The sequence below is a fragment of the Paraburkholderia sp. BL25I1N1 genome (genome assembly GCF_003002025.1).
In the GTDB taxonomy this organism is placed as follows: domain Bacteria; phylum Pseudomonadota; class Gammaproteobacteria; order Burkholderiales; family Burkholderiaceae; genus Paraburkholderia.
Genome location: NZ_PVZB01000005.1, coordinates 131,685 through 156,272, shown reverse-complemented (window position 1 = coordinate 156,272; position 24,588 = coordinate 131,685). Strand labels below are relative to the sequence as shown.

Annotated in this window: 23 protein-coding genes; 17 read left to right on the top strand and 6 right to left on the bottom strand. The window is 62.3% G+C overall.

The annotated features are described in order from the left end of the window. Positions 1–24 precede the first annotated feature (24 nt). Complete coding sequence (locus tag B0G73_RS09350; RefSeq protein WP_106280038.1) at positions 25–555, top strand: periplasmic heavy metal sensor; 531 nt, start codon at positions 25–27, stop codon at positions 553–555. 208 nt (positions 556–763) lie between these two features. On the opposite strand, the gene B0G73_RS09345 is transcribed toward B0G73_RS09350, so the two are convergent. Beyond that, on the bottom strand, positions 764–1,474 hold the full coding sequence (locus tag B0G73_RS09345; protein ID WP_106280036.1) for a pirin family protein: 711 nt from the start codon (positions 1,472–1,474) through the stop codon (positions 764–766). 697 nt (positions 1,475–2,171) lie between these two features. Between B0G73_RS09345 and B0G73_RS09340 the strand changes: the two genes are divergently transcribed. The 4 genes from B0G73_RS09340 to B0G73_RS09325 all read left to right on the top strand — a co-directional run bounded on the left by B0G73_RS09340 (position 2,172) and on the right by B0G73_RS09325 (position 6,150). Continuing rightward, entirely contained in the window at positions 2,172–2,861 is a 690-nt protein-coding gene (locus B0G73_RS09340; RefSeq protein WP_106280035.1) for an ABC transporter permease, read from the top strand. Then, positions 2,858–3,571 carry an ABC transporter permease gene (locus B0G73_RS09335; RefSeq protein WP_106280033.1) on the top strand — a complete coding sequence of 238 codons (714 nt, stop codon included), beginning with the start codon at positions 2,858–2,860 and terminating at the stop codon, positions 3,569–3,571. Before B0G73_RS09340 ends, B0G73_RS09335 begins: the two co-directional genes overlap by 4 nt. A 46-nt stretch (positions 3,572–3,617) precedes the next feature. Next, positions 3,618–4,397 (top strand): ABC transporter ATP-binding protein, encoded by a 780-nt coding sequence (locus tag B0G73_RS09330; protein ID WP_106280031.1) that lies wholly within the window; start codon positions 3,618–3,620, stop codon positions 4,395–4,397. Between the two features lie 601 nt (positions 4,398–4,998). Next, complete coding sequence (locus B0G73_RS09325) at positions 4,999–6,150, top strand: porin (protein WP_106280029.1); 1,152 nt, start codon at positions 4,999–5,001, stop codon at positions 6,148–6,150. Between the two features lie 258 nt (positions 6,151–6,408). Here the strand turns inward: B0G73_RS09325 and glnK are convergent, their stop codons facing one another. Both glnK and B0G73_RS09315 read right to left on the bottom strand, forming a co-directional pair. Beyond that, positions 6,409–6,747 (bottom strand): P-II family nitrogen regulator, encoded by a 339-nt coding sequence (glnK, locus tag B0G73_RS09320; RefSeq protein ID WP_006048444.1) that lies wholly within the window; start codon positions 6,745–6,747, stop codon positions 6,409–6,411. Between the two features lie 125 nt (positions 6,748–6,872). Then, entirely contained in the window at positions 6,873–8,573 is a 1,701-nt protein-coding gene (locus tag B0G73_RS09315; RefSeq protein ID WP_106280027.1) for an NAD+ synthase, read from the bottom strand. 144 nt (positions 8,574–8,717) lie between these two features. Here B0G73_RS09315 and B0G73_RS09310 point away from each other — a divergent pair, with 144 nt between their 5' ends. Next, entirely contained in the window at positions 8,718–9,887 is a 1,170-nt protein-coding gene (locus B0G73_RS09310; protein WP_106280026.1) for a GNAT family N-acetyltransferase, read from the top strand. A 9-nt stretch (positions 9,888–9,896) separates the two neighbouring features. After that, a complete protein-coding gene (locus B0G73_RS09305) occupies positions 9,897–10,226 on the top strand; it encodes a GIY-YIG nuclease family protein (RefSeq protein ID WP_106280024.1) in 330 nt (109 codons plus the stop codon). 41 nt (positions 10,227–10,267) lie between these two features. Here B0G73_RS09305 and B0G73_RS09300 read toward each other — a convergent pair whose 3' ends face one another. Continuing rightward, on the bottom strand, positions 10,268–12,367 hold the full coding sequence (locus B0G73_RS09300) for an FUSC family protein (RefSeq protein ID WP_106280022.1): 2,100 nt from the start codon (positions 12,365–12,367) through the stop codon (positions 10,268–10,270). 272 nt (positions 12,368–12,639) lie between these two features. Further along, complete coding sequence (ppa, locus tag B0G73_RS09295; RefSeq protein ID WP_106280020.1) at positions 12,640–13,167, bottom strand: inorganic diphosphatase; 528 nt, start codon at positions 13,165–13,167, stop codon at positions 12,640–12,642. A gap of 253 nt (positions 13,168–13,420) precedes the next feature. Here ppa and B0G73_RS09290 point away from each other — a divergent pair, with 253 nt between their 5' ends. The 9 genes from B0G73_RS09290 to aroQ all read left to right on the top strand — a co-directional run bounded on the left by B0G73_RS09290 (position 13,421) and on the right by aroQ (position 21,915). Further along, positions 13,421–14,860 carry an aldehyde dehydrogenase family protein gene (locus B0G73_RS09290; RefSeq protein WP_106280018.1) on the top strand — a complete coding sequence of 480 codons (1,440 nt, stop codon included), beginning with the start codon at positions 13,421–13,423 and terminating at the stop codon, positions 14,858–14,860. A 42-nt stretch (positions 14,861–14,902) separates the two neighbouring features. After that, positions 14,903–15,661, top strand: a complete 759-nt coding sequence (locus B0G73_RS09285) for an SDR family oxidoreductase (protein ID WP_106280016.1) — start codon at positions 14,903–14,905, stop codon at positions 15,659–15,661. A gap of 155 nt (positions 15,662–15,816) precedes the next feature. Continuing rightward, positions 15,817–17,136 (top strand): MFS transporter, encoded by a 1,320-nt coding sequence (locus B0G73_RS09280; protein ID WP_106280014.1) that lies wholly within the window; start codon positions 15,817–15,819, stop codon positions 17,134–17,136. 324 nt (positions 17,137–17,460) lie between these two features. Then, positions 17,461–18,411 (top strand): ketopantoate reductase family protein, encoded by a 951-nt coding sequence (locus B0G73_RS09275; protein ID WP_106280012.1) that lies wholly within the window; start codon positions 17,461–17,463, stop codon positions 18,409–18,411. Then, complete coding sequence (locus B0G73_RS09270) at positions 18,408–18,800, top strand: VOC family protein (protein ID WP_106280011.1); 393 nt, start codon at positions 18,408–18,410, stop codon at positions 18,798–18,800. The genes B0G73_RS09275 and B0G73_RS09270 overlap by 4 nt, the downstream gene beginning before the upstream one ends. A 2-nt stretch (positions 18,801–18,802) precedes the next feature. Next, a complete protein-coding gene (locus tag B0G73_RS09265) occupies positions 18,803–19,270 on the top strand; it encodes a MaoC family dehydratase (RefSeq protein WP_106280009.1) in 468 nt (155 codons plus the stop codon). Continuing rightward, complete coding sequence (locus B0G73_RS09260; protein ID WP_106280007.1) at positions 19,270–20,490, top strand: CaiB/BaiF CoA-transferase family protein; 1,221 nt, start codon at positions 19,270–19,272, stop codon at positions 20,488–20,490. Before B0G73_RS09265 ends, B0G73_RS09260 begins: the two co-directional genes overlap by 1 nt. Continuing rightward, positions 20,490–21,323, top strand: a complete 834-nt coding sequence (aroE, locus tag B0G73_RS09255) for a shikimate dehydrogenase (protein WP_106280006.1) — start codon at positions 20,490–20,492, stop codon at positions 21,321–21,323. Before B0G73_RS09260 ends, aroE begins: the two co-directional genes overlap by 1 nt. Positions 21,324–21,477: 154 nt before the next feature. After that, positions 21,478–21,915 carry a type II 3-dehydroquinate dehydratase gene (gene aroQ / locus B0G73_RS09250; protein WP_106280004.1) on the top strand — a complete coding sequence of 146 codons (438 nt, stop codon included), beginning with the start codon at positions 21,478–21,480 and terminating at the stop codon, positions 21,913–21,915. A gap of 94 nt (positions 21,916–22,009) precedes the next feature. Here the strand turns inward: aroQ and B0G73_RS09245 are convergent, their stop codons facing one another. Next, positions 22,010–23,443: an MFS transporter gene (locus tag B0G73_RS09245; protein ID WP_106280440.1), complete on the bottom strand. Its 1,434-nt coding sequence runs from the start codon at positions 23,441–23,443 to the stop codon at positions 22,010–22,012. Positions 23,444–23,632: 189 nt separating this feature from the next. Between B0G73_RS09245 and B0G73_RS09240 the strand changes: the two genes are divergently transcribed. Further along, positions 23,633–24,538, top strand: a complete 906-nt coding sequence (locus B0G73_RS09240) for a LysR family transcriptional regulator (RefSeq protein WP_106280438.1) — start codon at positions 23,633–23,635, stop codon at positions 24,536–24,538. The last annotated feature ends 50 nt before the right edge of the window (positions 24,539–24,588 follow it).

The following is a 24,588-nucleotide window of genomic DNA, read 5'->3' as shown; positions in this document are numbered from 1 at the left end:
CTATTCCATTACAGGGAGTCTCACATGTCTACCAAAAAGATCTCGCGCGTTCTCGCCGTCGCCGCCACTGCTCTCGCCATCGGCGCGGGCGCTGCCTATGCCGCACAACCCACCGCCGACCATGGCGGCCCTGGCGGCTGGCACGGTCACTTCATGAAGGAACTGACGCAACTCCACGATCAGCTGAAGCTGAACGCGGATCAGGAAAAGCAGTGGCAGGCCGCGCTCGACACCATGAAGCAGAACCACGAAGCCATGCGCGCCAACCATGAGCAGATCAAGAACCAGTTCAAGGCCGCGCAGCAGCAGCCGATCCTGGATCTGAACGCCATGGCCGCCACGCACCAGCAGGTCGAACAGAAAGACGCGCAACTGCGTCAGCAAACCTCGGATGCGTGGCTCAAGTTCTACAACGGCCTGAACGACCAGCAAAAGACCACCGTCAGCACGGCGCTCAAACAGCGCTTTGCGAAGATGGAGTCGCGTCATGAAAAGATGCGCGAGCACTGGGAGCAGCGTAAGGGTGCGGCTTCGGCGCCGGCGGCCAATCAGTAAGCGGCTCGGTGTAGATGCGCAGGCGGCTCGCGTGGTCGTCGGCCGTCTGTGCTGCTGAATGCGAAAACGCCACGGAGGCTTGCCCTCCGTGGCGTTTTTTTACTACAGCGCGGCACGATGCGCGCGGACTGCCGTGATGCATGCGTGAGGCGTGCTCGTTGCGCCTTCAACTATTCCTTCAGTGAAAGCGTCACCGAGCGACAACGGCTTAGCCGTTGAGCTGCCCCAGATCGAACAGCAGCACTTCAGCGTTCTCGCCCTTCTCCAGGGTAACGGTCTCCGTGTCGCTGAGCTTGGCGGCGTCCCCTGCATGGAGCGCTTTTCCATTCACCGTCAGCGCGCCGCGCGCCACGTGCACATACGCGAGGCGTCCTTTGGGCAGCGCGAAGGTCGCCGTTTCTTCGCCATCGATCAGCGCCGCGTAGATCGACGCGTCCGCATGGATCGTCACCGAACCGTCGCGGCCGTCGGGCGAAGCGACCACGCGCAGGCGGCCGCGCTTGTCGGCGGCGTCGAAACGCTTTTCCTCGTAGCTCGGCGGGTCGCCCGCGCGCTGCGGAATCACCCATATCTGCAACAGATGCGCGGACTCATCCTGCGACGCGTTGAACTCGCTGTGCTGCACGCCGGTCCCCGCGCTCATGCGCTGCACGTCGCCCGGACGGATCGTCGAGCCGTTGCCCATGCTGTCGCGATGGGCCAGCGCGCCTTCGAGCACATAGGTGACGATTTCCATGTCGCGATGGCCGTGCGTGCCGAAGCCCTCGCCGCCGGCGATACGGTCTTCGTTGATGACCCGCAGCGGGCCGAAATGCACGTGCTGAGGATCGCGATAGTCGGCAAACGAGAAGCTGTGATACGAGTCGAGCCAGCCGTGGTTGGCGTGACCGCGTTCTTCGGAGCGGCGAATCTCGAACATGGAAGGACTCCTGGTGAGTAAACAGTGATGCCGGGAATGTATGGGCATGGCCTGCACTAAACAATCCGCGCGGGTGCACCGGATCGTTTCATAAATCCGTGCAATCGGGCGTGGTGAAGGAACGCGATAACGTCGCGCTCGCACAACGGCCGCGCACGCCAGTTTGCCGCCGGCGGCGTCCCGGACTGGCGCCTCGTCCCTGTTCGGGTAAAATACCGCCCTTTTCGCGATCGCGTTGGCGCCGAACGTGCACCGGCGGGTCCGGCATGGCGGGCCGCGGTGGGTCGGCGGCCGGTTTCAGACCCGCGTCAGACTGTCTCGTTGCATCGAATGGACGCGTCGCGCTCCGAAGCCGCAAGCCCGGGCGGCGCGACAATTTTGACCGCCTAGAATAGCGACGGCCAATTAAGTCCAGACGCTGAATCGAGGAAACACACGCAGCACGCACGAAACTCGGGGCTCGCCCGCATGGGCTTTCGCGAGGCTTCGTAATACAGTCGGCAGTAGATTTACCCGCAGTTTCACAACAAGAGTCGAAAAGCGCGCTGCAAGACCGGCAACGGTCATGCAGTCATGATTTGCACAGCGGTGCGCTGTGCGCCGCAGGTCACAGCGAGCCCCAAGCTCGCGGCAAACGCGGCGCAGAGTTGGCCGCGTCTTTCGCGGTGTGTCGCAAACACATCGTCAAGGACCCCCTATGTTCCTTCAAGGCTACGGCCCGCTGCTCCTCAACGGCACCTGGCAGACCGTCAAGCTGGCGGTGTTGTCGCTGGCGTTCGCTTTCGTGCTGGGCCTGCTCGGCGCGGCGGCGAAGCTGTCGAAAAACCGTTTCTCCTACGGCGTCGGCACCGTCTACACCACGCTCGTGCGCGGCGTGCCCGACCTGGTGCTGATGCTGCTGCTGTTCTATAGCATCCAGATCTGGCTGAACAACCTGACCGACTTGCTTGGCTGGGACCAGATCGACATCGATCCTTTCGTGGCCGGCGTCGCGGTGCTCGGCTTCATTTACGGCGCGTACTTCACCGAGACCTTCCGCGGCGCGTTCCTCGCGGTGCCGCGCGGCCAGCTCGAAGCCGGCGCCGCTTACGGCATGACCGGCTGGCAGGTGTTTTCCCGCGTGATGTTCCCGCAGATGATGCGCTTCGCGCTGCCCGGCATCGGCAACAACTGGCAGGTGATGGTCAAGGCCACCGCGCTGGTGTCGATCATCGGCCTCGCCGACGTGGTCAAGGCTTCGCAGGACGCGGGCAAGGGCACGTTGCGGTTCTTCTTCTTCACCCTGTTCGCGGGGGCGATCTATCTCGTCATCACCACAGTGTCCAACTTCGTGCTGATGTACCTCGAAAAGCGTTACTCGACCGGCGTGCGAAAGGCGGATCTATGATCGAGATCATTCAGGAATACTGGCGCAATTATCTGTACACCGACGGCTACCGCATCACCGGCGTCGCGATCACGCTGTGGCTGCTGGTGGTGTCGATCGGGCTCGGCTTCTGTCTGTCGATTCCGCTCGCGGTGGCCCGCGTGTCGAAGAAGAAGTGGCTCTCCACGCTGGTGTGGCTGTATACGTACATCTTTCGCGGCACGCCGTTGTATGTGCAACTACTGCTCTGCTACACCGGCTTGTACAGTCTTGAGATCATTCGCAATCACGAACTCACCAATGCGTTCTTCCGCGACGGCATGCATTGCACGCTGCTCGCTTTCACGCTGAACACCTGCGCGTACACCACCGAGATTTTCGCCGGCGCGATCAAGGCGACGCCGTACGGCGAAATCGAAGCGGCGCGCGCGTACGGCATGTCGTCGTTCACGCTGTACCGGCGCGTGATTCTGCCGTCGGCCCTGCGCCGCGCACTGCCCTACTACAGCAATGAAGTGATCCTGATGCTGCACGCCACCACGGTCGCGTTCACCGCGACCGTGCCGGACATCCTCAAGATCGCGCGCGATGTGAACTCCGCGACGTATCAGTCGTTCAACGCGTTCGGCATTGCCGCCCTGCTCTATCTGTGCATTTCTTTCGCGCTCGTGTGGCTGTTCCGCCGCGCCGAGCGCCGCTGGCTCGCTTACTTGCGGCCGCAAGGCAAGTAACCCGAGGCACCGCGCCCTCAGCAAGTAAGCACGCCCAAGGATCCTGATGACCACCAAGAAGCAGAAGCTATTCGTCGACGAGCTTCACAAACAGTATGGCGACAACGAAGTGCTCAAGGGCGTGTCGCTCAAGGCCAACGCCGGCGACGTGATCAGCGTGATCGGCTCGTCCGGCTCGGGCAAGAGCACGATGCTTCGCTGCATCAACTTTCTCGAACAGCCGAACTCGGGACGCATCTTCGTCGACGGTGAAGAGGTGCGCACGCAGATCGGCAAGAACGGCGCGCTGCGCGTGTCGGACCCGAAGCAACTGCAGCGGGTGCGCACCAGGCTGTCGATGGTGTTCCAGCACTTCAACCTGTGGTCGCACATGAACGTGCTCGAGAACATCATCGAGGCGCCGGTCAACGTGCTGGGTCTGAAGCGCAAGGAAGCCGAAGACCGCGCACGCGAATATCTGGAAAAGGTCGGGCTCGCGCCGCGCCTGGAGAAACAGTATCCGTCGCATCTGTCGGGCGGCCAGCAGCAGCGCGTGGCGATTGCCCGCGCGCTGGCCATGCATCCGGATGTGATGCTGTTCGACGAGCCGACTTCCGCGCTCGATCCCGAACTGGTCGGCGAAGTGCTCAAGGTCATGCAGACGCTCGCCGAAGAGGGCCGCACGATGATCGTCGTCACGCACGAAATGGCCTTCGCGCGCAACGTGTCGAATCACGTGATGTTTCTGCATCAAGGCCGGGTGGAAGAAGAAGGCCACCCGGACGAAGTATTCAGGAACACGAAGAGCGACCGGCTCAAGCAGTTCCTCTCCGGCAGCCTTAAATAGAGGCTCAAATAATGACTTAAACGCAGCCCGCTATTTGGGTTGTAGTCAAAGTAGTATTACAAGGCGCTTTCTAGCGCCTTTTTTGTTTCGCTCACCTGTGCATTCCGGCGATTTCCGCCGCCAAAACCGCTCTCCGCGAGCCGTCCGCCCCCGCTCTTTCGCCCTACTCTGCCGCATTTCAAGCGTCAATAGTGGCAATCCTTAACCTTACCCTGGCCGATCCGTGATTCCCTTGTCACGTAAGGGTTTCCGCGTTTTTCGAAGCGCTTGCAGCAGGTCGTCGCGCACGTTGTTATTGCAATTTGGAGACATCGATCAAGGCAGGTACTAATTTCTTCTCCCAGTTCAGGGTATTTTTGATAAATTAGTAACCAAAGTAGCAAAACAAAGTTCATTAAAAGTAGTTTCACTTCAAAGCACAGAGGAGAACCGGTCGGCGAGGGATCGGCATGGCGACCAGATAGCCCCAAGGCTACACGTCACGGCAGGAGACCCAATCCACCCGCTAATCTCCCTGGTACCGATTTCTGTTCGGCGCAATCGCGGCCGAGCACCATTCGCAGTACTGGGTTTCACTTTTTGACAGGGTATGGAGGAGAAGATGAAGAAAGCTTTGCTCGCCGCTGCGCTGATGACAGCCGGTGTTGTTGCGCACGCCCAAAGCAGCGTGACGCTGTACGGCCGCCTTGACGCCGGTATCGAATACATGACGGGCGTTCCGCAAGGCTCGAACGCAGCTGGCTCGGCAACGGGCAGCACGAACCGTTGGCGCGCGGAAAGCGGTGACTGGGGTACCAGCCTGTGGGGCTTGAAGGGCGTTGAGGACATTGGTGGTGGCAACAAGGTCCTGTTCCAGTTGGAAGGCTCCTTCAACACCATGACGGGTGCAGGCCCTGGCGGCGGCGGTCTCTTCAATCGTTGGGCAACTGTCGGCCTGTCGAACGACCAGTACGGTACGTTCACGATGGGCCGCATGCTGTACATCTCGAACGGCGTGTGGGACTTCGACCCGTTCGGTCAATCGAACTGGTCGTCGGCGTCGCTGGTGCGTGGCCGCAACTGGCCGCAATCGAGCAACAACTTCGCGTACCAGTCGCCGAAGATCGCCGGCTTTGACTTCTACGGTCAATACGCGCTGTCGAACGCAACGAGCTGGAACGGCAACGGCACGACCGCTCAAGGTCGCGAAGCTGGCGCGCAGATCACCTACACGAGCTCGCTGTTCCAGATTCGCGGTCTGTACGACGAAATCCGCAACCCGGCTAACGGCGTCCTGTACGGCCCGAACGCAAGCACGGTCAACCCGGGCAACATCGGCAACGGCGTGTTCGCGGCATCGCGTGAATACTCGGCTCTCGTGAACGTGTTCCTCGGCCAGTTCAAGATTCAGGCGGCTTACCAAGCCGTCCGTTCGGCAGGTGCCCAGGGCGTTCTGCCGGGCCAGCCGACAACTCTGGATCACGAATGGGGCGGTGTGACGTGGCAAGCAACGCCGGCTGCGGCGCTGATTGCAGCGGTCTACCACGTGAACGGCAACAATGGCGCAGGCAACGCGACGATCTACACGGTCGGCGGCTCGTACAACCTGTCCAAGCGCACGCTGCTGGACATCCAGGTCGCAACGACGCAAAACAGCAAGACGGCTAACTACGGCCTGAATGCAAACAATGCAGGTACGTCGACCGCCACGGACAACCCGCTGCCGGGTCATAGCCAGACTGGCGTGTACGCAGGTATTCAACACTCGTTCTAATCGAACGGTGTTCCCCGAAGGGATTTCCTTCGGGGTGTAGTCAAGAGTTCTTCAAGAGAATCTTTTTCACGCTGCTGCGAGAGGCGCGTATCGGTGCGATGTCCGAAAGGGTATCGCACCGTTTTTTATTTGAGCGCGCGGTTTCGCCACTGCCTGAGCGCACCGGGGCGGTGCATTCATGGCTGATGTCGTACAGCGGACTACGGTTGGCACATTCCGCCGCTCGGTTCCTGCTTTAAGACAACAAACTCAGCTGCGTCAAACCGCTGCTTCGTTTTCTTCGCCGGTACGAATGCGGATCACGCGCTCCACGTCCGCGACGAAAATCTTGCCGTCGCCGATCTTGCCGGTACGTGCCGCGCCGATGATCGCATCGATCACCTGGTCGCACTGGTTGTCCGCCACCACCACTTCGATCTTCACTTTCGGCAGAAAGTCGACCACATACTCTGCACCACGATAGAGCTCGGTGTGGCCTTTCTGGCGGCCGAAGCCTTTGACCTCGGTCACGGTCAGCCCGGTGAGGCCGACTTCAGCGAGCGCCTCGCGCACTTCGTCGAGTTTGAACGGTTTGATGACTGCGGTGATGCGCTTCATGGCGAACCTCGTCTCGTGTCTGGAAGAGTGAAAGGGAAAGGGATGATTTTTATTCTACGCCGCGCCGGATGCATTGCGGCAATCCGGCGCGTGCTACGGGTAAGTCCGCAGAGGTTCGCTTAAGCTCACTCCACCGGTTCGGTGTAGCGCGACGTGATCGGATAACGCCAGTCGCGCCCGAACGCGCGATGCGTGACGCGAATGCCGATCGGCGCCTGACGCCGCTTGTATTCGTTGATCTTGATGAGGCGCGTGACGCGTTTGACGTCGTCGACCGCGTAGCCCGCCGCGACGATTTCGGCGAGCGAGCGGTCCTCTTCCATGTACATGCGCATGATCGCGTCGAGTACGTCGTATTCCGGCAAGCTGTCCTGATCGGTCTGGTTCTCGCGCAGTTCCGCCGACGGCGCGCGCGTCAGAATCCGCTCGGGAATGACGTCCTGTTTGGCGAAAGTGGTCGCCTGGTTGCGATAGTGGCACAGCCGGTAAACGAGCGTTTTCGCAATGTCCTTGATGACCGCGAAGCCGCCGGCCATGTCGCCGTATAACGTGCAGTAGCCCACGGCCATTTCGCTCTTGTTGCCGGTGGTCAGCACGATCGAGCCGAACTTGTTCGACAGCGCCATCAGCAAGGTGCCGCGAATACGCGCCTGAATGTTTTCTTCGGTCGCGTCTTCGGCGCGGCCGGCGAACTCTTCGGCGAGCGAGCTGCGGAACGCGTCGAACATCGGCGCGATCGCGATTTCGTCGTAGCGCACGCCGACGCGGCGCGCCATTTCGGCGGCGTCCGTGGTGGAAATGTCCGCCGTATAGCGCGACGGCATCATCACCGCGCGCACGCGGTCCGCGCCGAGCGCGTCGCATGCGACGGCCAGCACCAGCGCCGAATCCACGCCGCCCGACAGGCCGATCAGCGCACCCGGGAAACCGTTCTTGTTGATGTAATCGCGCACGCCCATCACGAGCGCGGCGTAAACCTGCGCTTCGATCGACTGCTCCGGCGCGATCGGCGCGCGCAGCGGCTTGCCGTCTTCGAATTCGACGATCGCGGTCGCTTCCTCGAACTGCGCCATCTTCGCGACCAGTTCGCCCTGCGCGTCGAGCACGAACGAGCCGCCGTCGAACACCAGTTCGTCCTGCGCGCCGACCATGTTCACGTAGACCATCGGCAGACCGGTTTCGCGAATCCGCGCGCGCAGAATGTCGAAGCGCACCGCTTCCTTGTTCAGGTGATACGGCGAGCCGTTCGGAATCAGCACCACTTGCGCGCCCGCCGCCTTCGCCATTTGCGCAGCCGACGCATGCCACGCGTCCTCGCAGATCACGACGCCGTACTTCACGCCATCGAGTTCGAACACGAACGGCTGCGGATCCGACGCGAAGTAGCGTTTCTCGTCGAACACCTCGGTGTTCGGCAAATCCTGCTTGCGATACGTGCCGCGCACTTCTCCGTCGACGATCAGCGAGGCCGCGTTGAACGTATCGACCGGCGGCACGCCGCGCTCGATCGGCGCGTTTGCATTACCATGGCCGTGCGCCGCGTTATGCGTGATGTCGCGCAGCGGATGGCCGACGATCACATGCAGGCCGGCGAACGGCTTCAGTTGCGCGGCGAGGTCGGCCAGCGCCGCCGCGCTCGCCGCATAGAACGCGGGACGCAGCAGCAGATCTTCGGGCGGATAGCCGGACAGCGCGAGTTCAGGCGCGATCAGCAGCTTCGCACCATCGTTGTGCGCGGCACGCGCGGCAGCGACGATTTTCGCGACGTTGCCGGCGAAGTCGCCGACGGTGACATTGATTTGAGCAAGAGCGATTCGGGTCTTCATGGCAGGATCGACAGGCAAGCCGACGTGGCTTGCGAGTACCGCGGCTGGTTAGCTCGACGGAATGGACAAATCGGATAAACGAACGGCGTGGCGCCTGATTTACCACTAGCGCGCCGCGCCGCTCATTGGGAACAGTCACACAGATTGAACCAGGAACGCTTTGATTATCGCACGGGCATTCTGGCGTCGCCCTCCGAGGTGGACGCCGCCGAATGGAATGCCCTGCTCGCGCAGCAGTCGCAGCCCACGCCGTTTCTGCGGCATGAGTTTTTGAGCGCCTTGCATGCGACTCGTTGCGCGGTCGCGGATACAGGCTGGGCGCCGCAATTCGTCACGCTGACGGACCCGCGCACGGACAAGCTCGTGGCCGCCGCGCCGGTGTATCTGAAAGGTCACTCGTACGGGGAGTACGTGTTCGACTGGGCCTGGGCCGACGCCTACAAGCGCAACGGTTTGCCGTATTACCCGAAGCTGCTGTGCGCGGTGCCGTTCACGCCGGTGCAAGGCAACCGGCTGTTGTCGGCGGATACGCATGCGCTCAGGCACCTGGCCGCGACGCTGATGGCGTTCGCCGAGCAGGCCGACGTGTCGTCGCTGCACGTGCTGTTTCCCACCGAAACGGAAGCGACAGCGCTGACCGACATGGGCATGATGCAACGCGAAGGCGTGCAGTTTCATTGGCTCAACGACGGCTATCGCGACTTCGACGATTTCCTCTCCACGCTCGAACAGAAGAAGCGCAAGAACATACGCGCCGAGCGTCGTAAAGTGCACGAGGCCGGCGTGACGATGCGCCGGATTCGCGGCGAGGACATTCAGGACGCGGACTGGCGCTTCTTTAGCAAATGTTATCGGCAGACGTACCGCGAGCACTTTTCGAGTCCGTATCTGAACCTCGATTTCTTCCGCATGATCGGCGCGTCGATGCCGGAGAATCTGCTGCTTGTGATCGCCGAATACGAAGGCAAGCCGATCGCGAGTTCGCTGGTGGTGTATCAGCGCGACGCGAAAACCGGCGGCACGTTGTATGGCCGCTACTGGGGCGCGCTCGAACACGTGCCGTGCCTGCACTTCGAAACCGCGTATTACCAGCCGCTCGAATTCTGCATCGAGGAAAAGCTCGGCGCGTTCGAAGGCGGCGCCCAGGGCGAGCACAAGATGGCCCGCGGCTTCCTGCCCACGGTCACGCGTTCGGCGCACTGGCTCGCGCATCCCGCTTTCGCCGATGCCGTCGGCCACTTTCTCGACAACGAAAAGAACAGCATCCACGCGTATGTGGACGAGCTGCGCGAACACAATCCGTTCAAAGGCTGAAGCGCATTCATGGCCTGGTTTCTTTATCTGCTCGAATGCTCGGACGGCAGCGTCTATACCGGCATCGCCGTCGACGTGCAGGCGCGCTTCGACAAACACGTGAGTGGCGAAGGCGCGCGTTATACGCGTTCGCGCAAGCCGGTGCAGGTGCTGGCGTCGTTCGAATTGACGGATCGGTCTGCCGCGTCGCGCGCGGAGTATTGGGTCAAGCGGCTGTCGCCTTCCGAGAAGCGGGCGCTTGCAGCGGGCCTGCGCACGCTCGAATCGGTGATGCCCTTGCCTGAGCCAGAAGCGGTTGTCGACGAAGAACAAGCTGAGGAAAAAACCGGCGCGTCCTGAAAACGCTTCAGGTTCGTCCTTCTTCCTCGCGCCGCCGCGTGCTATCCCCGCGCCTCGCGCATCCGCTCATTGAGCAGCCGATGCATCAGCGCAAGCTCGCCCACCGCATCGGCTTCCAGTGAAGTCAGCCCTTCTCGCGCGGGGAGCCCAAGGCGCACCGGCCGCAAAGTGCGACTCAACGCGGCGTCGATGTCCGCGCTCACGGTCGCGATCCACGCGCCGAGTTCATCGTGCATGTCGCGCCGGTTTGTACTCAGGCGCAGTTGCGTCGCGGTGCCAGCCATTCTTCGCAAGAGGCTCAACACGGTCAGCGTGACCGTGTCGACCATCGTGTCCTCGAGTTTTTCGAGGCGCATGCGCCCGATGGCTTCCTCTGCGTTATTGCTGCCCAGGCCCGCGGCACGTCGCAAGCGCTCCATCTCTTTCTCGCTGCGGTGAGGCGATTCCAGCGCGGCTCTCAGATAGGCGAGATTGGCGCGCACCGCCTCGCCCAGATACGCGCGATAGTCGATCTTTTCGCGCGTCGGCCAGAGATAGAACGTAGCCAGCAGCGCCAATACGCAACCGAGCACGTTGTTGCCGAGCCGCGTGAGCGCATAGGCGAATTCGCTGGCGCCCGGCGTCGCGAAGTCGGCGACCAGCACGAAGGTCGGCGTGAGGAACAACACGAAAAGGCTGTAACTCACCGGACGCAGCGCCATGGTCGCCATCACCAACGGAAACACCGCGAGCGAAATGCCGAGCGGCGAATGGATCGCGTAACCGATCGCCGCCGCCAGCACGCCGCCGACAATGCTGCCCGCCGCGCGCTCGATACTGCGCGGCCAGGTCGCGGCGATCGACGGTTGCAGGATCAGCAGCGTCGCCATGGTGGCCCAATAGCCGAACGGCAGACCGAGCGCGCGGATCACGAGAAAGCCGGTGGTGGTCGTCACGCCGACGCGGGCCGCATGCCGCAAGCCCACGGACTCGACGGACAGGTTGGCCTTGAAGGTGGACCACACGCGCGTGACAAGCCGCGCGGCGCTGTCGCGCCAGCCTTCGGGCGGCGCGTGCACCGGCGCGAAGTCTACCAGTTCGAAATCGGACTTCAGCGTCACCGGTTCCATCAAGGCGGTTTCGAGCCGCCGCGCAAAACGCCGCAAGCGCAGTTGCAAATCGGCGAGACGGGCCCACTGTGCGTCGTTGGCGGCCGCGCCGATGCCGCGCAGCACGTCGCCCATGACCGTCAGCAGCCGGGCCGCGCGTTGCGCGCGCCATGCCTGGTCCGGAACTCGTTCACATGCGCCGGAGACGGCGATCAGATACGCGAACAACGCTTCGCTGTCGGTCAGCAAGCCGAGCAGCGTGTCGTAGGTTTCGCGGCCGCCCGTTCTCGACGCGGGTACACGCGCCAGCACTTTGCGCGAGCGCTCCAGCGCGGCGCGCGCATCGGCGCGAAATTTCGCGGCGTGCGTGGCCCACTCGCCGCGTGCCGCGCGCCGTTCGAGCAGCCGCGCGCTGTCCACCGCGAGATCGGCGAGACGCAGGTACACGGCGCGCAGCGACGAGCGGCTCGTGCCGAACGGATGGATGCGCCAGACCGTCAGACTGAGCGCCACGGCAAACAGACATCCGACCAGATAGATGCCGAGAAACGACATGCCTTGCCGAACGCTATGCATCGGCCGGTCGACCATCACGACGCATGCGGTGGCCGCGAGAATCGTCACCTGTGACGTGGCGGCGCCCCAGATCCTGCCGAACGCGCCGAGTGTCGTGAACACCAGCACCGCGAGCGCGGCGAACACGGCCCCCGCTCCGGAAGCGTAAGCCGTCAGGCCGCCGCACAGCGTGGACAGCACGGCGAAGCCCATCATCGAAGCAAAGCGGGCGCGGTTCGAGCCGGCCGCATCGGCGAGGCAGGTCCAGAACGCGCCGATCGCCGCCCACGCGAATAACGGTTCGTGCAGCACGTTGCCGAGCGCGAGCATCGCCGTCGACGCACAGGCCGCTCGCAAGCCTTCGGAGAGGCTGGCTTCGCTGGTCGAAAACGACACCATCCATACCGGCCGCTTGCGGTAGATCGCGCTGGCGACGGCATACAGCCAGTTCGACCAGCGTTGCGACGAAGACGACGGGTTGGACTTGCGATTCAGCATCCGAAAGATGGGCTCCAGGAAACGCGGATTGACGCTGCGTCAGCGCAGCGTGAGGGCTGGCGCCAGGCACGCGCATGCAGGCGGCCAATAATACGGGTTTACACGTAGATATAAAAATGGCTTCGGTTCATCCTGTCGATGCACTGCGTCTATGTGCCCGCCCTCCAGGACTACGCGGCGCGCGCCGGCCACGTGTTTCGACTAGCCATGAAAAAACCGCGCGGCCTTTGCAGGCTCGCGCGGTTTTTTCTATTCACCAGGTGCGACGCAGCTTACTTCTTGTAGTTCGCGGCGCCTTCGGTGATTTCCTTGTGCGCGGCTTCGATGTCCGCCCAGCCCTCGACCTTCACCCACTTGCCCTTCTCGAGCGCCTTGTATTGCTCGAAGAAGTGCTTGATCTGGTCTTTCAGGTACGCCGGGACGTCCTCGATCGACTTCAGGTTGGCGGTCATCGGGCAGACCTTGTCGTGCGGGACGGCGACCAGCTTCGCGTCCACGCCGGATTCGTCGGTCATTTGCAGCATGCCGAGTGCGCGGGCACGCACCACCGAGCCGGCCAGCAGCGGGAACGGCGTGATCACCAGCACGTCGACCGGGTCGCCGTCACCCGACAGCGTTTGCGGAATGTAGCCATAGTTCGCCGGATAGCGCATGCCCGTGCTGATGAAACGATCGACGTGGAGCAGGCCCGTTTCCTTATCCGCCTCGTACTTCACCGGATCGCTTTGCGCCGGGATTTCGATGATGACGTTGAAATCTTGCGGAAGGTCTTTGCCTGCGGGGACGTTATTGAAGCTCATAAGCGCTCTCTGGTCGGGATGGAATTCGGAACACGGCGTGCGGCGCGCTCGCTCGAACGGGATGCAACGTGAAACTCGCCTCGAGCGGCGGCGCTGCGGCCGGACAGTGAGGAATACGCCATTATAGCCAATCGGCCGATGGCATCCCTCGTTGGATCGGGGCGATAATCGTCTGGCGTCTCTCGATTGTGCCTCTCGTTTGTGAACACCACGTCACCGCAGCGCGGTGCTCGTGACACCTCAAGGAGCATGCATGGAAGAAGCCCGGCATTTCATCGGCGGCGAATGGTCCGCCGCATCAGGCGGCGAGACGATCGCCGTACTCGATCCCTCGGACGGCCAGCCCTTCACCCAACTCGCGCGCGGCACCGCGGCGGATATCGACGCCGCGGTGCACGCCGCGCGCCGCGCGTTCGAAGGCCCCTGGGGTCAAGCCAGCGCCGCCGAACGCGGCCGCATCCTGTACCGGCTGTCCATGCTGGTCGCCGCGCGCCAGGAAGAACTGGCCCAACTCGAAGCGCGCGACACCGGCAAGCCGCTCAAGCAGGCGCGCGCCGATTCGGCCGCCCTCGCCCGCTATTTCGAGTTTTACGCCGGCGCGGCGGACAAGTTGCACGGCGAAACGCTGCCCTATCAAGCCGGCTATACGGTGCTGACCATCCGCGAGCCGCACGGCGTGACCGGCCATATCGTGCCGTGGAATTACCCCATGCAGATTTTCGGGCGCAGCGTGGGCGCGGCGCTTGCCGCCGGCAACGCATGCGTCGTCAAACCGGCCGAGGATGCGTGCCTGACCGTGTTGCGCGTCGCCGAACTCGCTGCTGAAGCGGGTTTGCCTGCCGGCGCGCTGAATGTCGTCACCGGCTTCGGCCATGAAGCGGGCGCGGCGCTCGCTCGTCATCCGGGCATCGATCACATTTCGTTCACCGGCTCGCCGGATACCGGCAAGCTCGTGACGCAAATGGCTGCTGAGAATCACGTGCCGGTTACGCTGGAACTCGGCGGCAAGTCGCCGCAAATCGTTTTCGCCGACGCGGACCTCGACGCGGCGCTGCCCGTGCTGGTGTCGGCGATCGTGCAAAACGCCGGGCAGACCTGCTCGGCGGGTAGCCGCGTGCTGATCGACCGGGCCATTTACGAACCCTTGCTCGACCGGCTAAGCGGCGCGTTTCACGCGTTGCGCGTCGGCCCTTCGCAGGCCGACCTCGACTGCGGGCCGCTGATCAATGCGAAACAGCAGCGGCGCGTGTGGGATTTCCTCTCGGATGCGCAACACGACGGCATCGCCATGGCGGCGCACGGCGAGGTGATTCCGGATGCGCCGGAAAGCGGCTTCTATCAGGCGCCCACGCTGCTGCGCGACGTGCCGGCGAGCCACCGCCTCGCTCGCGACGAAGTGTTCGGACCGGTGCTGGCCGCCATGTCGTTCAGCGACGAAGACGAAGCGTTGAAGCTCGCCAACGGCACGCCGTTCGGCCTCGTCGCCGGCATCTGGACGCGGGACGGCGCACGGCAGATGCGGCTCGCCCGACGTTTGCGCTCCGGCCAGGTGTTCATCAACAACTATGGCGCGGGCGGCGGCGTCGAACTGCCGTTCGGCGGCGTCAAGCATTCAGGCCACGGGCGTGAAAAGGGCTTTGAAGCGCTGTATGGCTTCACCGTGCTCAAGACCATCGCGATCAAACATGGTTAGCAGGCACACGCATCACCATCCACAACAAACAGCGGAGACATTATGCGGTTGACAGGTAAAACAGCCATCGTCACGGGTGGCGGCTCGGGTTTCGGTGAAGGCATTGCGAAGACCTACGCGCGCGAAGGCGCGAACGTCGTGGTCAACGATCTGAACGGCCCCGCCGCCGAACGCGTGGCGAGCGAAATCGCGTTGGCCGGCGGCAAGGCGATCGCGGTGGCGGGCAACGTCGCTCAACGTGAAGACTGGCAAAAGCTGCGCGAGGCAGCGCTTGAAGACTTCGGAAGCGTGCAGATCGTCGTCAACAACGCCGGCACCACGCACCGCAACAAGCCGGTGATGGATGTGACGGAAGCCGAATTCGACCGCGTCTATGCGGTGAACGTCAAAAGTATCTACTGGAGCGTGCAGGAATTCGTGCCGTATTTCCGCGAGCAAGGCGGCGGCTGCTTCATCAATATTGCGTCCACGGCGGGTGTGCGGCCGCGGCCTGGGCTCGTCTGGTACAACGGCAGCAAAGGCGCGGTGATTATCGCGAGCAAGTCGCTGGCGGTCGAACTCGGTCCGGACCGCATACGCGTGAACTGCGTGAATCCGGTGATCGGAGAAACGGCGCTGCTGTCCGAATTCATGGGCGTCGAAGATACGCCGGAAAACCGCCAGCGCTTTCTCGCCGGCATTCCGCTCGGGCGTTTCTCGACGCCGCAGGACATTGCCAACGCCGCGCTTTACCTGGCTTCGGACGAGGCGGAGTTCATCACCGGCGTGTGTCTGGAAGTGGACGGCGGGCGCTGCGTGTAGCGCCGGGCCGCATCTGGCCCGCGAGGGTTTCGCGTGCAGCGGCCGTCGCCGCAGTCAGTGTTTTCCCCGGGTATCGATTCGTCATGCAGAGCACGCAGCGCGGATAGAATCGATCGACGGCGGTACTTCAATTCCACAAGAAAAGAGGAGACACCATGGCTAGTCCCGCAAATCCGCTCCACCATCCCGGCGCGGGTGCGCCGCCTTCGACTTTCGAAGAGGCCACCTACCGCAAGGTCAGTTGGCGGCTCGCGCCGCTCTTGATGCTCTGTTACGTGGTCGCGTATCTGGATCGCGTCAACGTCGGCTTCGCCAAGCTGCAAATGACCAGCGACCTCGGGCTGAGCGATGCGGTGTACGGTTTCGGCGCGGGGATTTTCTTTGTCGGCTATTTCATCTTCGAGATTCCCAGCAATGTGATCCTGCATAAGGTCGGCGCGCGAGTGTGGATTGCGCGGATCATGGTGTCGTGGGGCGTGATCTCCATGCTGACCATGTTCGTTACTACGCCGACGATGTTCTATGTGATGCGGTTTTTGCTTGGCCTTGCCGAGGCGGGGTTCTTCCCAGGCATCATTCTGTATCTCACTTACTGGTATCCGGCGCATAGGCGCGGCCGCATGACAACGTGGTTCATGACGGCGATTGCGTTGTCGGGTGTGATCGGCGGGCCGGTCTCGGGTTATATCCTGAAGACCTTTAACGGCCTGAACGGCTGGCATGGCTGGCAGTGGCTGTTTCTGCTCGAAGGGATTCCTTCGGTGATCGTCGGGATTATGGTGTTCGTTATGCTGGACGACCGGATTTCGAAGGCGAAGTGGCTGACCAAGGAGGAGCAGCAGTTGCTTGAGCGGCACGTTTCCGCGGAGGAAGCGACCAAACATGACATGCCGATTCGCCAGGTGCTCACGAGCGGGCGTGTGTTGATGCTCAGTCTTACGTACTTTTCGTTTGTGATGGGCTTGTATGGCGTGAGCTTCTGGTTGCCCACCATCATTAAGGCGACCGGTGTGACGGATGCGTTCATGGTCGGATTGCTTTCGGCGATTCCGTTCGCGGGCGCTGTGGTCGCGATGGTGTTCGTGTCGCGTAGCGCCGACCGTAAGCGCGAGCGGCGCTGGCACATTGCGCTGCCTGCGTTTGCGGGGGCGATCGGGCTGGTGCTTTCCGTGGTTTGGGCGCATAACACCGTGCTGGCCATGGCGTCGCTGACGCTTGCGACGATGGGCATTCTTACGACCTTGCCGCTATTTTGGAGTTTGCCTACGGCGATTCTGGCAGGGACCGGAGCGGCTGCCGGCATCGCCATGATCAATTCGATCGGGAATCTGGCTGGGTTTCTTAGCCCTTATGCGGTGGGCTGGCTCAAGCAGGCGACGGCCGCGAACGACTCCGGCATGTATATGCTGGCGGCGTTCATGGTGCTCGGCGGCTTGCTGGCGATCAGCGTGCCGGCGAAGATGGTGAATAAGTGAGGGATTGAGTTGCGGGCCTTGGCGGTGATTCACTGCTGAGGCTTTGCCTTGGTATGCGAAGGAGCAACTAATCCACTGCTGAATAGGCTGTTAAAGCGTGCCGCTACCGGACACGCCGACACGCCGACAGGCAGCACGCGGGCGAGGACTCGAAACAGCTCTGATTTTTACCGATCCCTAACCCCAAAAGCTCAATGTTCAGTCCGGCGATGTCAGGCTCCGGACTCTGCACGATATTGCGAAATACAATGCCGCTATTAAACCCATTGCATTGCCAACATGTACCGCGGAGCCGTATCTTCGTTTCCATTCAAGGAGACGCATATGAAAATCGCATTTCTGGGCGCCGGCGCGCTAGGCTGCGCCATCGGTGCCGCGCTGACCGAAGGCGGCCATGAGACATGGCTCGTCGACCGGTTCGCCGCGCATGTCGAAGCGATGTCCCGCGACGGCCTCCAGGTCGATGACGAGCGCGGCACGCGGCGCGTCAAGGTCCGCGCCACGATGAATCCGGCAGAAGTCGGCCCCGTCGACCTCGTGATCGTGCTGGTCAAGTCCTTTCATACCGATCAGGCAATGCGCGGCGCGCTCGATCTCGTCGGTCCCGAAACGCTCGTGCTGTCGCTGCAGAACGGCCTCGGTCACGAAGACGTCCTGAGCGAAATCGTCGGACGTGAGCGCGTGCTCGCCGGCAAGACGTATGTCGGCGGCGTGTTGCGCGCGCCGGGCCATATCCAGTCCGGCGTAACGGGCAAGCTCACGATCATCGGCGAACTCGACGGCCGCATCACGCCTCGCGCGCAAGCGATCGCGGATGCATTCAACCGCGCCGGCCTGACCACCACGGTCAGCGACAACATTCTCGGCACGATGTGGGACAAGCTGCTCATAAACGTCGCGACGGGCGCGATCACGGGCATCACGCGTCTCACCTACGGGCAGCTCTACGACGAGCCCATTCTGAAAGCGACGTCGCTCGCGGCGATCGAAGAAGCGATGGCTGCCGCCAAAGCCGCCGGCGTCACGCTTTCCATTTCCAATGCCGAAGACGCCTGGAATATGGCCGCCGAAGGCCTTTCGCCCGCATTCAAGACTTCGATGCTGCAAAGCCTCGAGAAGTCCTCGATTACCGAAATCGACTTCATCAACGGCGCGGTTGTGCGCTGGGGCGAACGCCTTGGCGTGCCGACGCCGGTGAATTCGACGCTCGTCGCCTGCATCAAGGGTATCGAACGCGCGATGACGGACCGCCAGAACGAAGGAGCCGCAGCATGAGCGCACCGAAAGCTTATCTCGAGCACGTCGCCATCCGGGTGAAGGACATCCACTGGCATATCCGCTTCTTCGAACACGTGCTCGGCATGACGATGCGAGAAGTCGACGGCACGCGCGAGGAGCCGCGTCAATACTGGACGCTGGGCGGTCTGCAGCTGGTCAGCGCGCCGCAGCATGAAGGCCCCGAAGGCCGGCTCGCGCATCTCGGCGTGATGTGTGAGGACCTGGAGGCCGCACTGGCCGCCGCGCAAGCGTTCGGCGTTACCGAAATGCCGCAGGGTCGCAACTGGCTGCGTCTGCCCGATGGCCTCGCCGTCGAACTCATTCAGGCTAAACCTGCCGTGTGCGTCACGCAGGCGCTGGCGATTAACCCACGCGCGGAGGCGTAAGCATGAGCACCATCAACATCACTGAAAAATACTGGGACGATGCGCGCGAAGGCGACGAGTGCGTAAGCCCCCCCTACACCGTCACGAAAGAACGCATCCTCGCGTACGCGGATCTGACGGGCGATCACACGCCTGTCCATGTCGATGAGGAATACGCGAACGCGAGCCATTTCGGCTGCATCGTCGCGCACGGTTTGTTTGGCTTGTCGATCGCCGATGGCCTGAAGACGCAGAGCGCCTATCGCTTTCTGCCCGGCATGTCGCTCGGCTGGACCTGGGACTTTCTGCTGCCGATCAAGGTCAACGACGTGTTGCACGTGAAGTTCCGCGTCGGCTCCATGCGTGCGAGCAAGAGCAAGCCGGATTGGGGCATCGTCGTATTGCCCTCCGAGTTGATCAATCAGAACGGCGAAGTCGTTCAACGTGGCGAGCATCGGCTGATGATCCCGCGCCGCCCGGGAGCGAACTGATGCAAGCCCGTCCCCTCGAAGGTATTCGCGTCGTCGATTACAGCCACTTTCTTGCCGGCCCTTATGTCGGACGCTGCCTCGCGGCACTCGGCGCGGAAGTCATCAAGGTCGAGCGTCCCGGCAGCGGCGATGCCGGCCGTCAGCACGCCACGATTCTCGACGATCAGCAAAGCGCCTATTTCCTGCAACTCAACATGGGCAAGCGCGGCGTCAGCGTCGACATGAAAGATCCGCGCGGCAAGGCGTTCATGGAGCGTCTGTGCGATTCAGCGGATGTGTTCATCGAGAACTATCGGCCGGGCGCGCTGGATAAGCTCGGCCTCGGTTATGCCGCGTTGTCCGGGCGCAATCCGGGCCTCGTCTACTGCTCGATCTCGGCTTATGGACACACTGGACCGGACGCGCATCGCGCGGGCTTTGGTCTCATCGCGGAGGCGAAGAGCGGCATCATGCAGATGATCGGCAATCCGGGCGAGCCGCCGCCGCTGATGCGCATTTCGCTCGGCGACATGTACACCGGCATTCACGCGGTCGCCGCCATCAACGCCGCGCTGCTCGGCCGCGTGAAGAGCGGACGCGGTCAGCATATCGACATGGCGCTATATGACACACTCTTCTCCATGCATGAATATGCGGTCCAGTGCTACACGATGCAAGGCGTGGTGCCGGAGCAAACGGGTCACGACATGCCGACATCGACGTTGTACGGCGTGTTTCGCGCGGCCGACGGCGATCTCGTCATCGCCGCCCAGGTGGATGATTCCTGGAAGCGATTCGCAACGGTCGTCGAGCAGCACGGCGGTCCGGCGGGGTTTGGCGCCGATGCGCGGTTTCACAGCCTGAACGGCCGCAACGCCAATCGCGAGGAGATTCTCACGGTCGTGAAAGCGTGGGTGGCCGCGCGCTCGGTTGCGGAAGTGCTGGCGCTGCTCGACAGCGTCGATGTTCCGAGCGCGAAGGTTCAGCGCATCGACGAGGTCGTCGCCGATCCCCAGATCGTCGCGCGTGGCATGGTGATCGAGCAGGAGCATCCGCGCTTCGGAAAACTGCGGCTTCCGAACCTGCCGTTCCGCTTCTCCGACTGTGACACGTCCATCCACGAGGTCGGCCCCGATCTCGGTCAGCACAACGCGGAGGTCGCGCAATCGCTGGGCTTTAGCGCAGCGGAAATCGACGCGATGCAGACCGATGGCGTGCTGTTTTCGAAACCGGGGGCGTGATGAGCGATCGATACGCGGTAATCGGCAATCCGATCGGGCATACGAAATCGCCCCTGATCCATGGTCTTTTCGCAGAGGAGACCGGACAGGACATGACGTATGGCGCCATCGAAGCGCCGCTGGAACCGGCCAACGCCTTCGAAAATACGGTGAGAACCTTCATCGCCGCGGGCGGCAAGGGCATGAACGTCACTGCGCCGTTCAAGCTGCAGGCGTTCGCCATAGCGGACGAGCGCAGCGAAAGGGCTACGCTCGCGGGCGCCGTCAATGCGATGAAGTTCGAGAACGGCCGCATCGTGGCGGAGAACTTCGACGGCGTGGGCCTTGTGCGTGACATCGAAATCAACCTGCATCAGCCGATTGCGGGCAAGCGCGTGCTCGTGCTGGGCGCGGGCGGTGCGGTGCGCGGCGCGTTGCTCCCCTTCATTGCGGCGCGGCCCGCGCAACTCGTCATCGCTAACCGGCATGTGGAGAAAGCGAAGGCGCTAGTCGAACAGGTCGCGGCGGACGCAACGCTCACCGCGTGCGGCTACGCGGAGCTCAAATCGATGGAACAGTTCGACCTCGTTGTCAACGCAACGTCTGCCAGCCTGACCGGGCAACTGCCGCCTGTTCCACCGACCGTCTTCAGCGCGGGCAGCACCGCCTATGAACTCGCGTACGGCAAGGGCCTCACGCCGTTCTTGCGGCTCGCGCGCAACGCGGGTGCGCAAGGTATCGCCGATGGCGTCGGCATGCTGGTCGAACAGGCCGCCGAAGCGTTCGCATGGTGGCGGGGCGCGCGTCCGTGCACGCGCGCGATCATCGACCGTCTCACCGTTCCGCTCGATTGACGACAGCCCGCCTATTTCGCCGAGGCTTTTTCGACGGCATTCCGTTGTCGCGGCTCGGCCGCGGCTTACAAGCTCGCGATCGTCATCGGCAAAGCCGCGAAAACCGGCGCCGTCGTCGAGACAACGCCACTCTAAACCTGGATACGGATAACTGATGAAATCTTTCCTCATGCTGCACGGCATCAACCACAACATGTTCGGCAAGCGCGATCCCGCTCAATACGGCACGGCCACGCTCGCCGACATCGATGCTCAGCTCCAGGCGCTAGCCAAGGAGCTTGGCGTCACGGTCGAGAGCTATCAGACCAACAGCGAAGGCGACATGTGTTCGCGAATCCATCAAGCCTTCGTCGATAATGTGGATGGCGTGCTCATCAATGCCGGCGCGTGGACGCACTATAGCTATGGCATCCGCGACGCGCTCGCCATACTGACGGTGCCCATCGTAGAGATTCATATGTCGAACATCCATGCGCGGGAAGCCTTCCGCCATCATTCGGTGTTCGCCGAAATCGTGAAGGGGCAGATCTGCGGCTTCGGTATCGAAAGCTATTCGCTTGGACTGCGCGCGGCGGTGTCGGCCGCCGCCTGACCTTTCATGTGTCGGCCCGTGCGCGGTGCAGGAGCGCGGCGGATATCGACAGGGCAAGAACGGGCACATCGCAGATGCGCCCGTTCATTTCGAATCAACGCGTCTGCATGGCCGCTTTCGCGAGTTTTGCTTCGCCCAATGCTTCCTCGCGAAGCTCGTCGTATTGTTCTTTAGGCATTGGCGCGGCGTCTTTCATCCCAAGGTCGTTGAGACGCACGCGGTACGTCTCGCGCGCGCTCCATGCGGCCAGCGCCGAGATAATCGTGGCGCCCAGCGTGATCGAGCCGATCATCAGCGGCACATTGTGCGATCCCGGCGGCGCGACAGCCGCGAACAGCGCGGGAAGCAGCGCGGTAATGGTCGTCCCGATGTTTTGGGCGATCGCCATGGCGGAGACGCGAAAGCGCGTCGGGAACAATTCCGGATAGTAGCCGGGGAAGACCGCGTTATAGCCTTGGTACACCACGCCCCACATCAGTATCGACATCACAAAGGCGACCGGCAGGTTGTGAACGCTGATCGCATACAGATACGCGTACGAAAGAAGACCGGAAGAGAGCGCGCCGAAGATCATCGGCGTCCGCCGTCCAATGCGGTCCGAGAGATTGCCGACATACGGAATGACGAGCACCGCCACGATGTTGCCGACCACCGGAATCCACAAATACACGCTCGCATGGAAGTTGATGCCATAGGAGGGCTGCACCGCATACGCAGCGCCGAAGATCGTGGTGACGACCGGTATCACGTTCATGAACGCCATGCACAGGACGCGAAACATGTCAGGCCAGCTGTACTTGAACGCTTCGAGGATTGGCGCGCGCGCGACCCGGCCGCTCGCGTCTTCCTTAGCGAACGCGGCCGTCTCGTCGACTTCACGTCGAATGATGAAGCCGGCAATCAGGACGATCGCGCTGAGCAGGAACGGAATGCGCCAGCCCCATGCGACGAAGGCATCTTCCGGCATGTAGTACGCAAGCGGCAGGAAGACGGCGGCGGCCAGAATCTGACCGGCTTGCACACCTTGCAACGTGAAGCTCGCGAAGTAGCCGCGCCGGCCAAACGGAGCCTGTTCCATAATCATCGAACTGGCGCCTGAGATCTCGCCCGCGACGGCAAAGCCTTGAACCAGGCGCAAAATCACCAGCAGCGCCGGCGCGAACATGCCGACCGATTGATACGTGGGCAATAAGCCGACGGCCATCGTGGAAAAGCCCATCAGGAACATGCAAATCAGGAGCACGGTCTTGCGCCCGTGGGTGTCGCCCCAATGTCCGAGCACGAACGCGCCGATGGGCCGCGCCACATAGCCCACGCCATACGTCGCCAGCGAGGCCACGATCGCGATTTTTGGATCGCCTTTGGGAAAGAAGATCTGAGGAAAAATCAACGCCGCGGCTTGCGCGTAAATAAAGAAGTCGTAATACTCGAGCGCGGACCCTATCCAGCCGCTCGCTCTCGCTTTGCGTGCCTGTTTGCGCGCTCTTTCATCCTGGCGCCCGTCTATTGCGCCGCCTTGCCGCAGCATTCCTTTGTCCATGAACGTCTCCTGATTCTGAGTTGACTGGAGCAGCATCGTCGGCTGCATCTCTGGCGGCTGGAATGTGGCCGGTCGCACGCGACGGCGCGCATTCGTGCCCAAAATCAAGATACGGGGATGCATCCGCCGGCGCAATGCAATGGATACAATGACGGCATTGCGTTGGACAATACTGCCATGAGCACATCCGAGCTACCCGATCTCAAGCTGCTCCAGCTATTCGATCTGCTGTACGACGTGCGCAGCGTCACGCGGGCCGCGGATCAACTCGGACAGAGTCAGCCCACGGTCAGTATCTGGCTGGGACGTTTGCGCGAACATCTGCAGGACCCACTGTTCGTGCGGACGCCGGGCGGCATGACTCCGACGCCTCAGGCGGACGCGCTGATCGGACCGTGCAGGGAGATCCTGGAGTCGCTTCGCCGATTTTCCGCGTGGGAAATCTCATTCGATCCGACAACGGCAAAGCGCCGCTTTCGCATTTGCATGACCGATGCGAGCCACATCACCCTGCTTCCGCGCATGCTGGCGCACGTGCGCGCGCATGCGCCGGGCATTCGGCTGGAAGCCGCGAGAATCGATGGAAATACGGAGCGCGCGCTGGAATCCGGCGAGGCCGATCTGGCGATCGGGCATGTACCGTGGCTTGGCAGCGGGATGTATCAGCAACAGCTTTATATGCAGGACTGGGTGTGCCTCGCCAATCCGAATCACCCGCGCGTGCGCTCGAGACTGAGCATGAAGCACTACTGTAGCGAGGGACACGTGATCATCGCCGCGGGGACAGGCGCGCAATTGCTGGAGCAGGCGCTGTTGCGCGAGAACATAGAACGCGATGTCGTGCTCGAACTTCCGGGCATGCTCGGGTTGGGGTCAATCATAAAGTCGACGGATCTTATTGCCACGTTGCCGCGGAACATCGGGGAAACGCTGGCGAGAGTGAACGGCCTCGCGGTCCATTCCTGTCCTTTCCCGGTCGATAAATTCGCGGTGCGGCAGCATTGGCACGCGAAGTACCATCACGAGGCCGGCAATCGCTGGTTGCGATCCGTTGTGGCCGATTTGTTTTCGAGTAAAAGTTAGTATCGCGTGAGTCGGCCAGGACAAGGGTGGCTGAGCATGAATGAAAATGG

Excerpts from the sequence above, each read along its gene's own strand:
- B0G73_RS09350 (WP_106280038.1), top strand. The coding sequence starts at position 25 with ATGTCTACCAAAAAGATCTCGCGCGTTCTCGCCGTCGCCGCCACTGCT.
- B0G73_RS09345 (WP_106280036.1), bottom strand. The coding sequence starts at position 1,474 with ATGTTCGAGATTCGCCGCTCCGAAGAACGCGGTCACGCCAACCACGGC.
- B0G73_RS09340 (WP_106280035.1), top strand. The coding sequence starts at position 2,172 with ATGTTCCTTCAAGGCTACGGCCCGCTGCTCCTCAACGGCACCTGGCAG.
- B0G73_RS09335 (WP_106280033.1), top strand. The coding sequence starts at position 2,858 with ATGATCGAGATCATTCAGGAATACTGGCGCAATTATCTGTACACCGAC.
- B0G73_RS09330 (WP_106280031.1), top strand. The coding sequence starts at position 3,618 with ATGACCACCAAGAAGCAGAAGCTATTCGTCGACGAGCTTCACAAACAG.
- B0G73_RS09325 (WP_106280029.1), top strand. The coding sequence starts at position 4,999 with ATGAAGAAAGCTTTGCTCGCCGCTGCGCTGATGACAGCCGGTGTTGTT.
- glnK (WP_006048444.1), bottom strand. The coding sequence starts at position 6,747 with ATGAAGCGCATCACCGCAGTCATCAAACCGTTCAAACTCGACGAAGTG.
- B0G73_RS09315 (WP_106280027.1), bottom strand. The coding sequence starts at position 8,573 with ATGAAGACCCGAATCGCTCTTGCTCAAATCAATGTCACCGTCGGCGAC.
- B0G73_RS09305 (WP_106280024.1), top strand. The coding sequence starts at position 9,897 with ATGGCCTGGTTTCTTTATCTGCTCGAATGCTCGGACGGCAGCGTCTAT.
- B0G73_RS09300 (WP_106280022.1), bottom strand. The coding sequence starts at position 12,367 with ATGCTGAATCGCAAGTCCAACCCGTCGTCTTCGTCGCAACGCTGGTCG.
- ppa (WP_106280020.1), bottom strand. The coding sequence starts at position 13,167 with ATGAGCTTCAATAACGTCCCCGCAGGCAAAGACCTTCCGCAAGATTTC.
- B0G73_RS09290 (WP_106280018.1), top strand. The coding sequence starts at position 13,421 with ATGGAAGAAGCCCGGCATTTCATCGGCGGCGAATGGTCCGCCGCATCA.
- B0G73_RS09285 (WP_106280016.1), top strand. The coding sequence starts at position 14,903 with ATGCGGTTGACAGGTAAAACAGCCATCGTCACGGGTGGCGGCTCGGGT.
- B0G73_RS09280 (WP_106280014.1), top strand. The coding sequence starts at position 15,817 with ATGGCTAGTCCCGCAAATCCGCTCCACCATCCCGGCGCGGGTGCGCCG.
- B0G73_RS09275 (WP_106280012.1), top strand. The coding sequence starts at position 17,461 with ATGAAAATCGCATTTCTGGGCGCCGGCGCGCTAGGCTGCGCCATCGGT.
- B0G73_RS09270 (WP_106280011.1), top strand. The coding sequence starts at position 18,408 with ATGAGCGCACCGAAAGCTTATCTCGAGCACGTCGCCATCCGGGTGAAG.
- B0G73_RS09265 (WP_106280009.1), top strand. The coding sequence starts at position 18,803 with ATGAGCACCATCAACATCACTGAAAAATACTGGGACGATGCGCGCGAA.
- B0G73_RS09260 (WP_106280007.1), top strand. The coding sequence starts at position 19,270 with ATGCAAGCCCGTCCCCTCGAAGGTATTCGCGTCGTCGATTACAGCCAC.
- aroE (WP_106280006.1), top strand. The coding sequence starts at position 20,490 with ATGAGCGATCGATACGCGGTAATCGGCAATCCGATCGGGCATACGAAA.
- aroQ (WP_106280004.1), top strand. The coding sequence starts at position 21,478 with ATGAAATCTTTCCTCATGCTGCACGGCATCAACCACAACATGTTCGGC.
- B0G73_RS09245 (WP_106280440.1), bottom strand. The coding sequence starts at position 23,443 with ATGCTGCGGCAAGGCGGCGCAATAGACGGGCGCCAGGATGAAAGAGCG.
- B0G73_RS09240 (WP_106280438.1), top strand. The coding sequence starts at position 23,633 with ATGAGCACATCCGAGCTACCCGATCTCAAGCTGCTCCAGCTATTCGAT.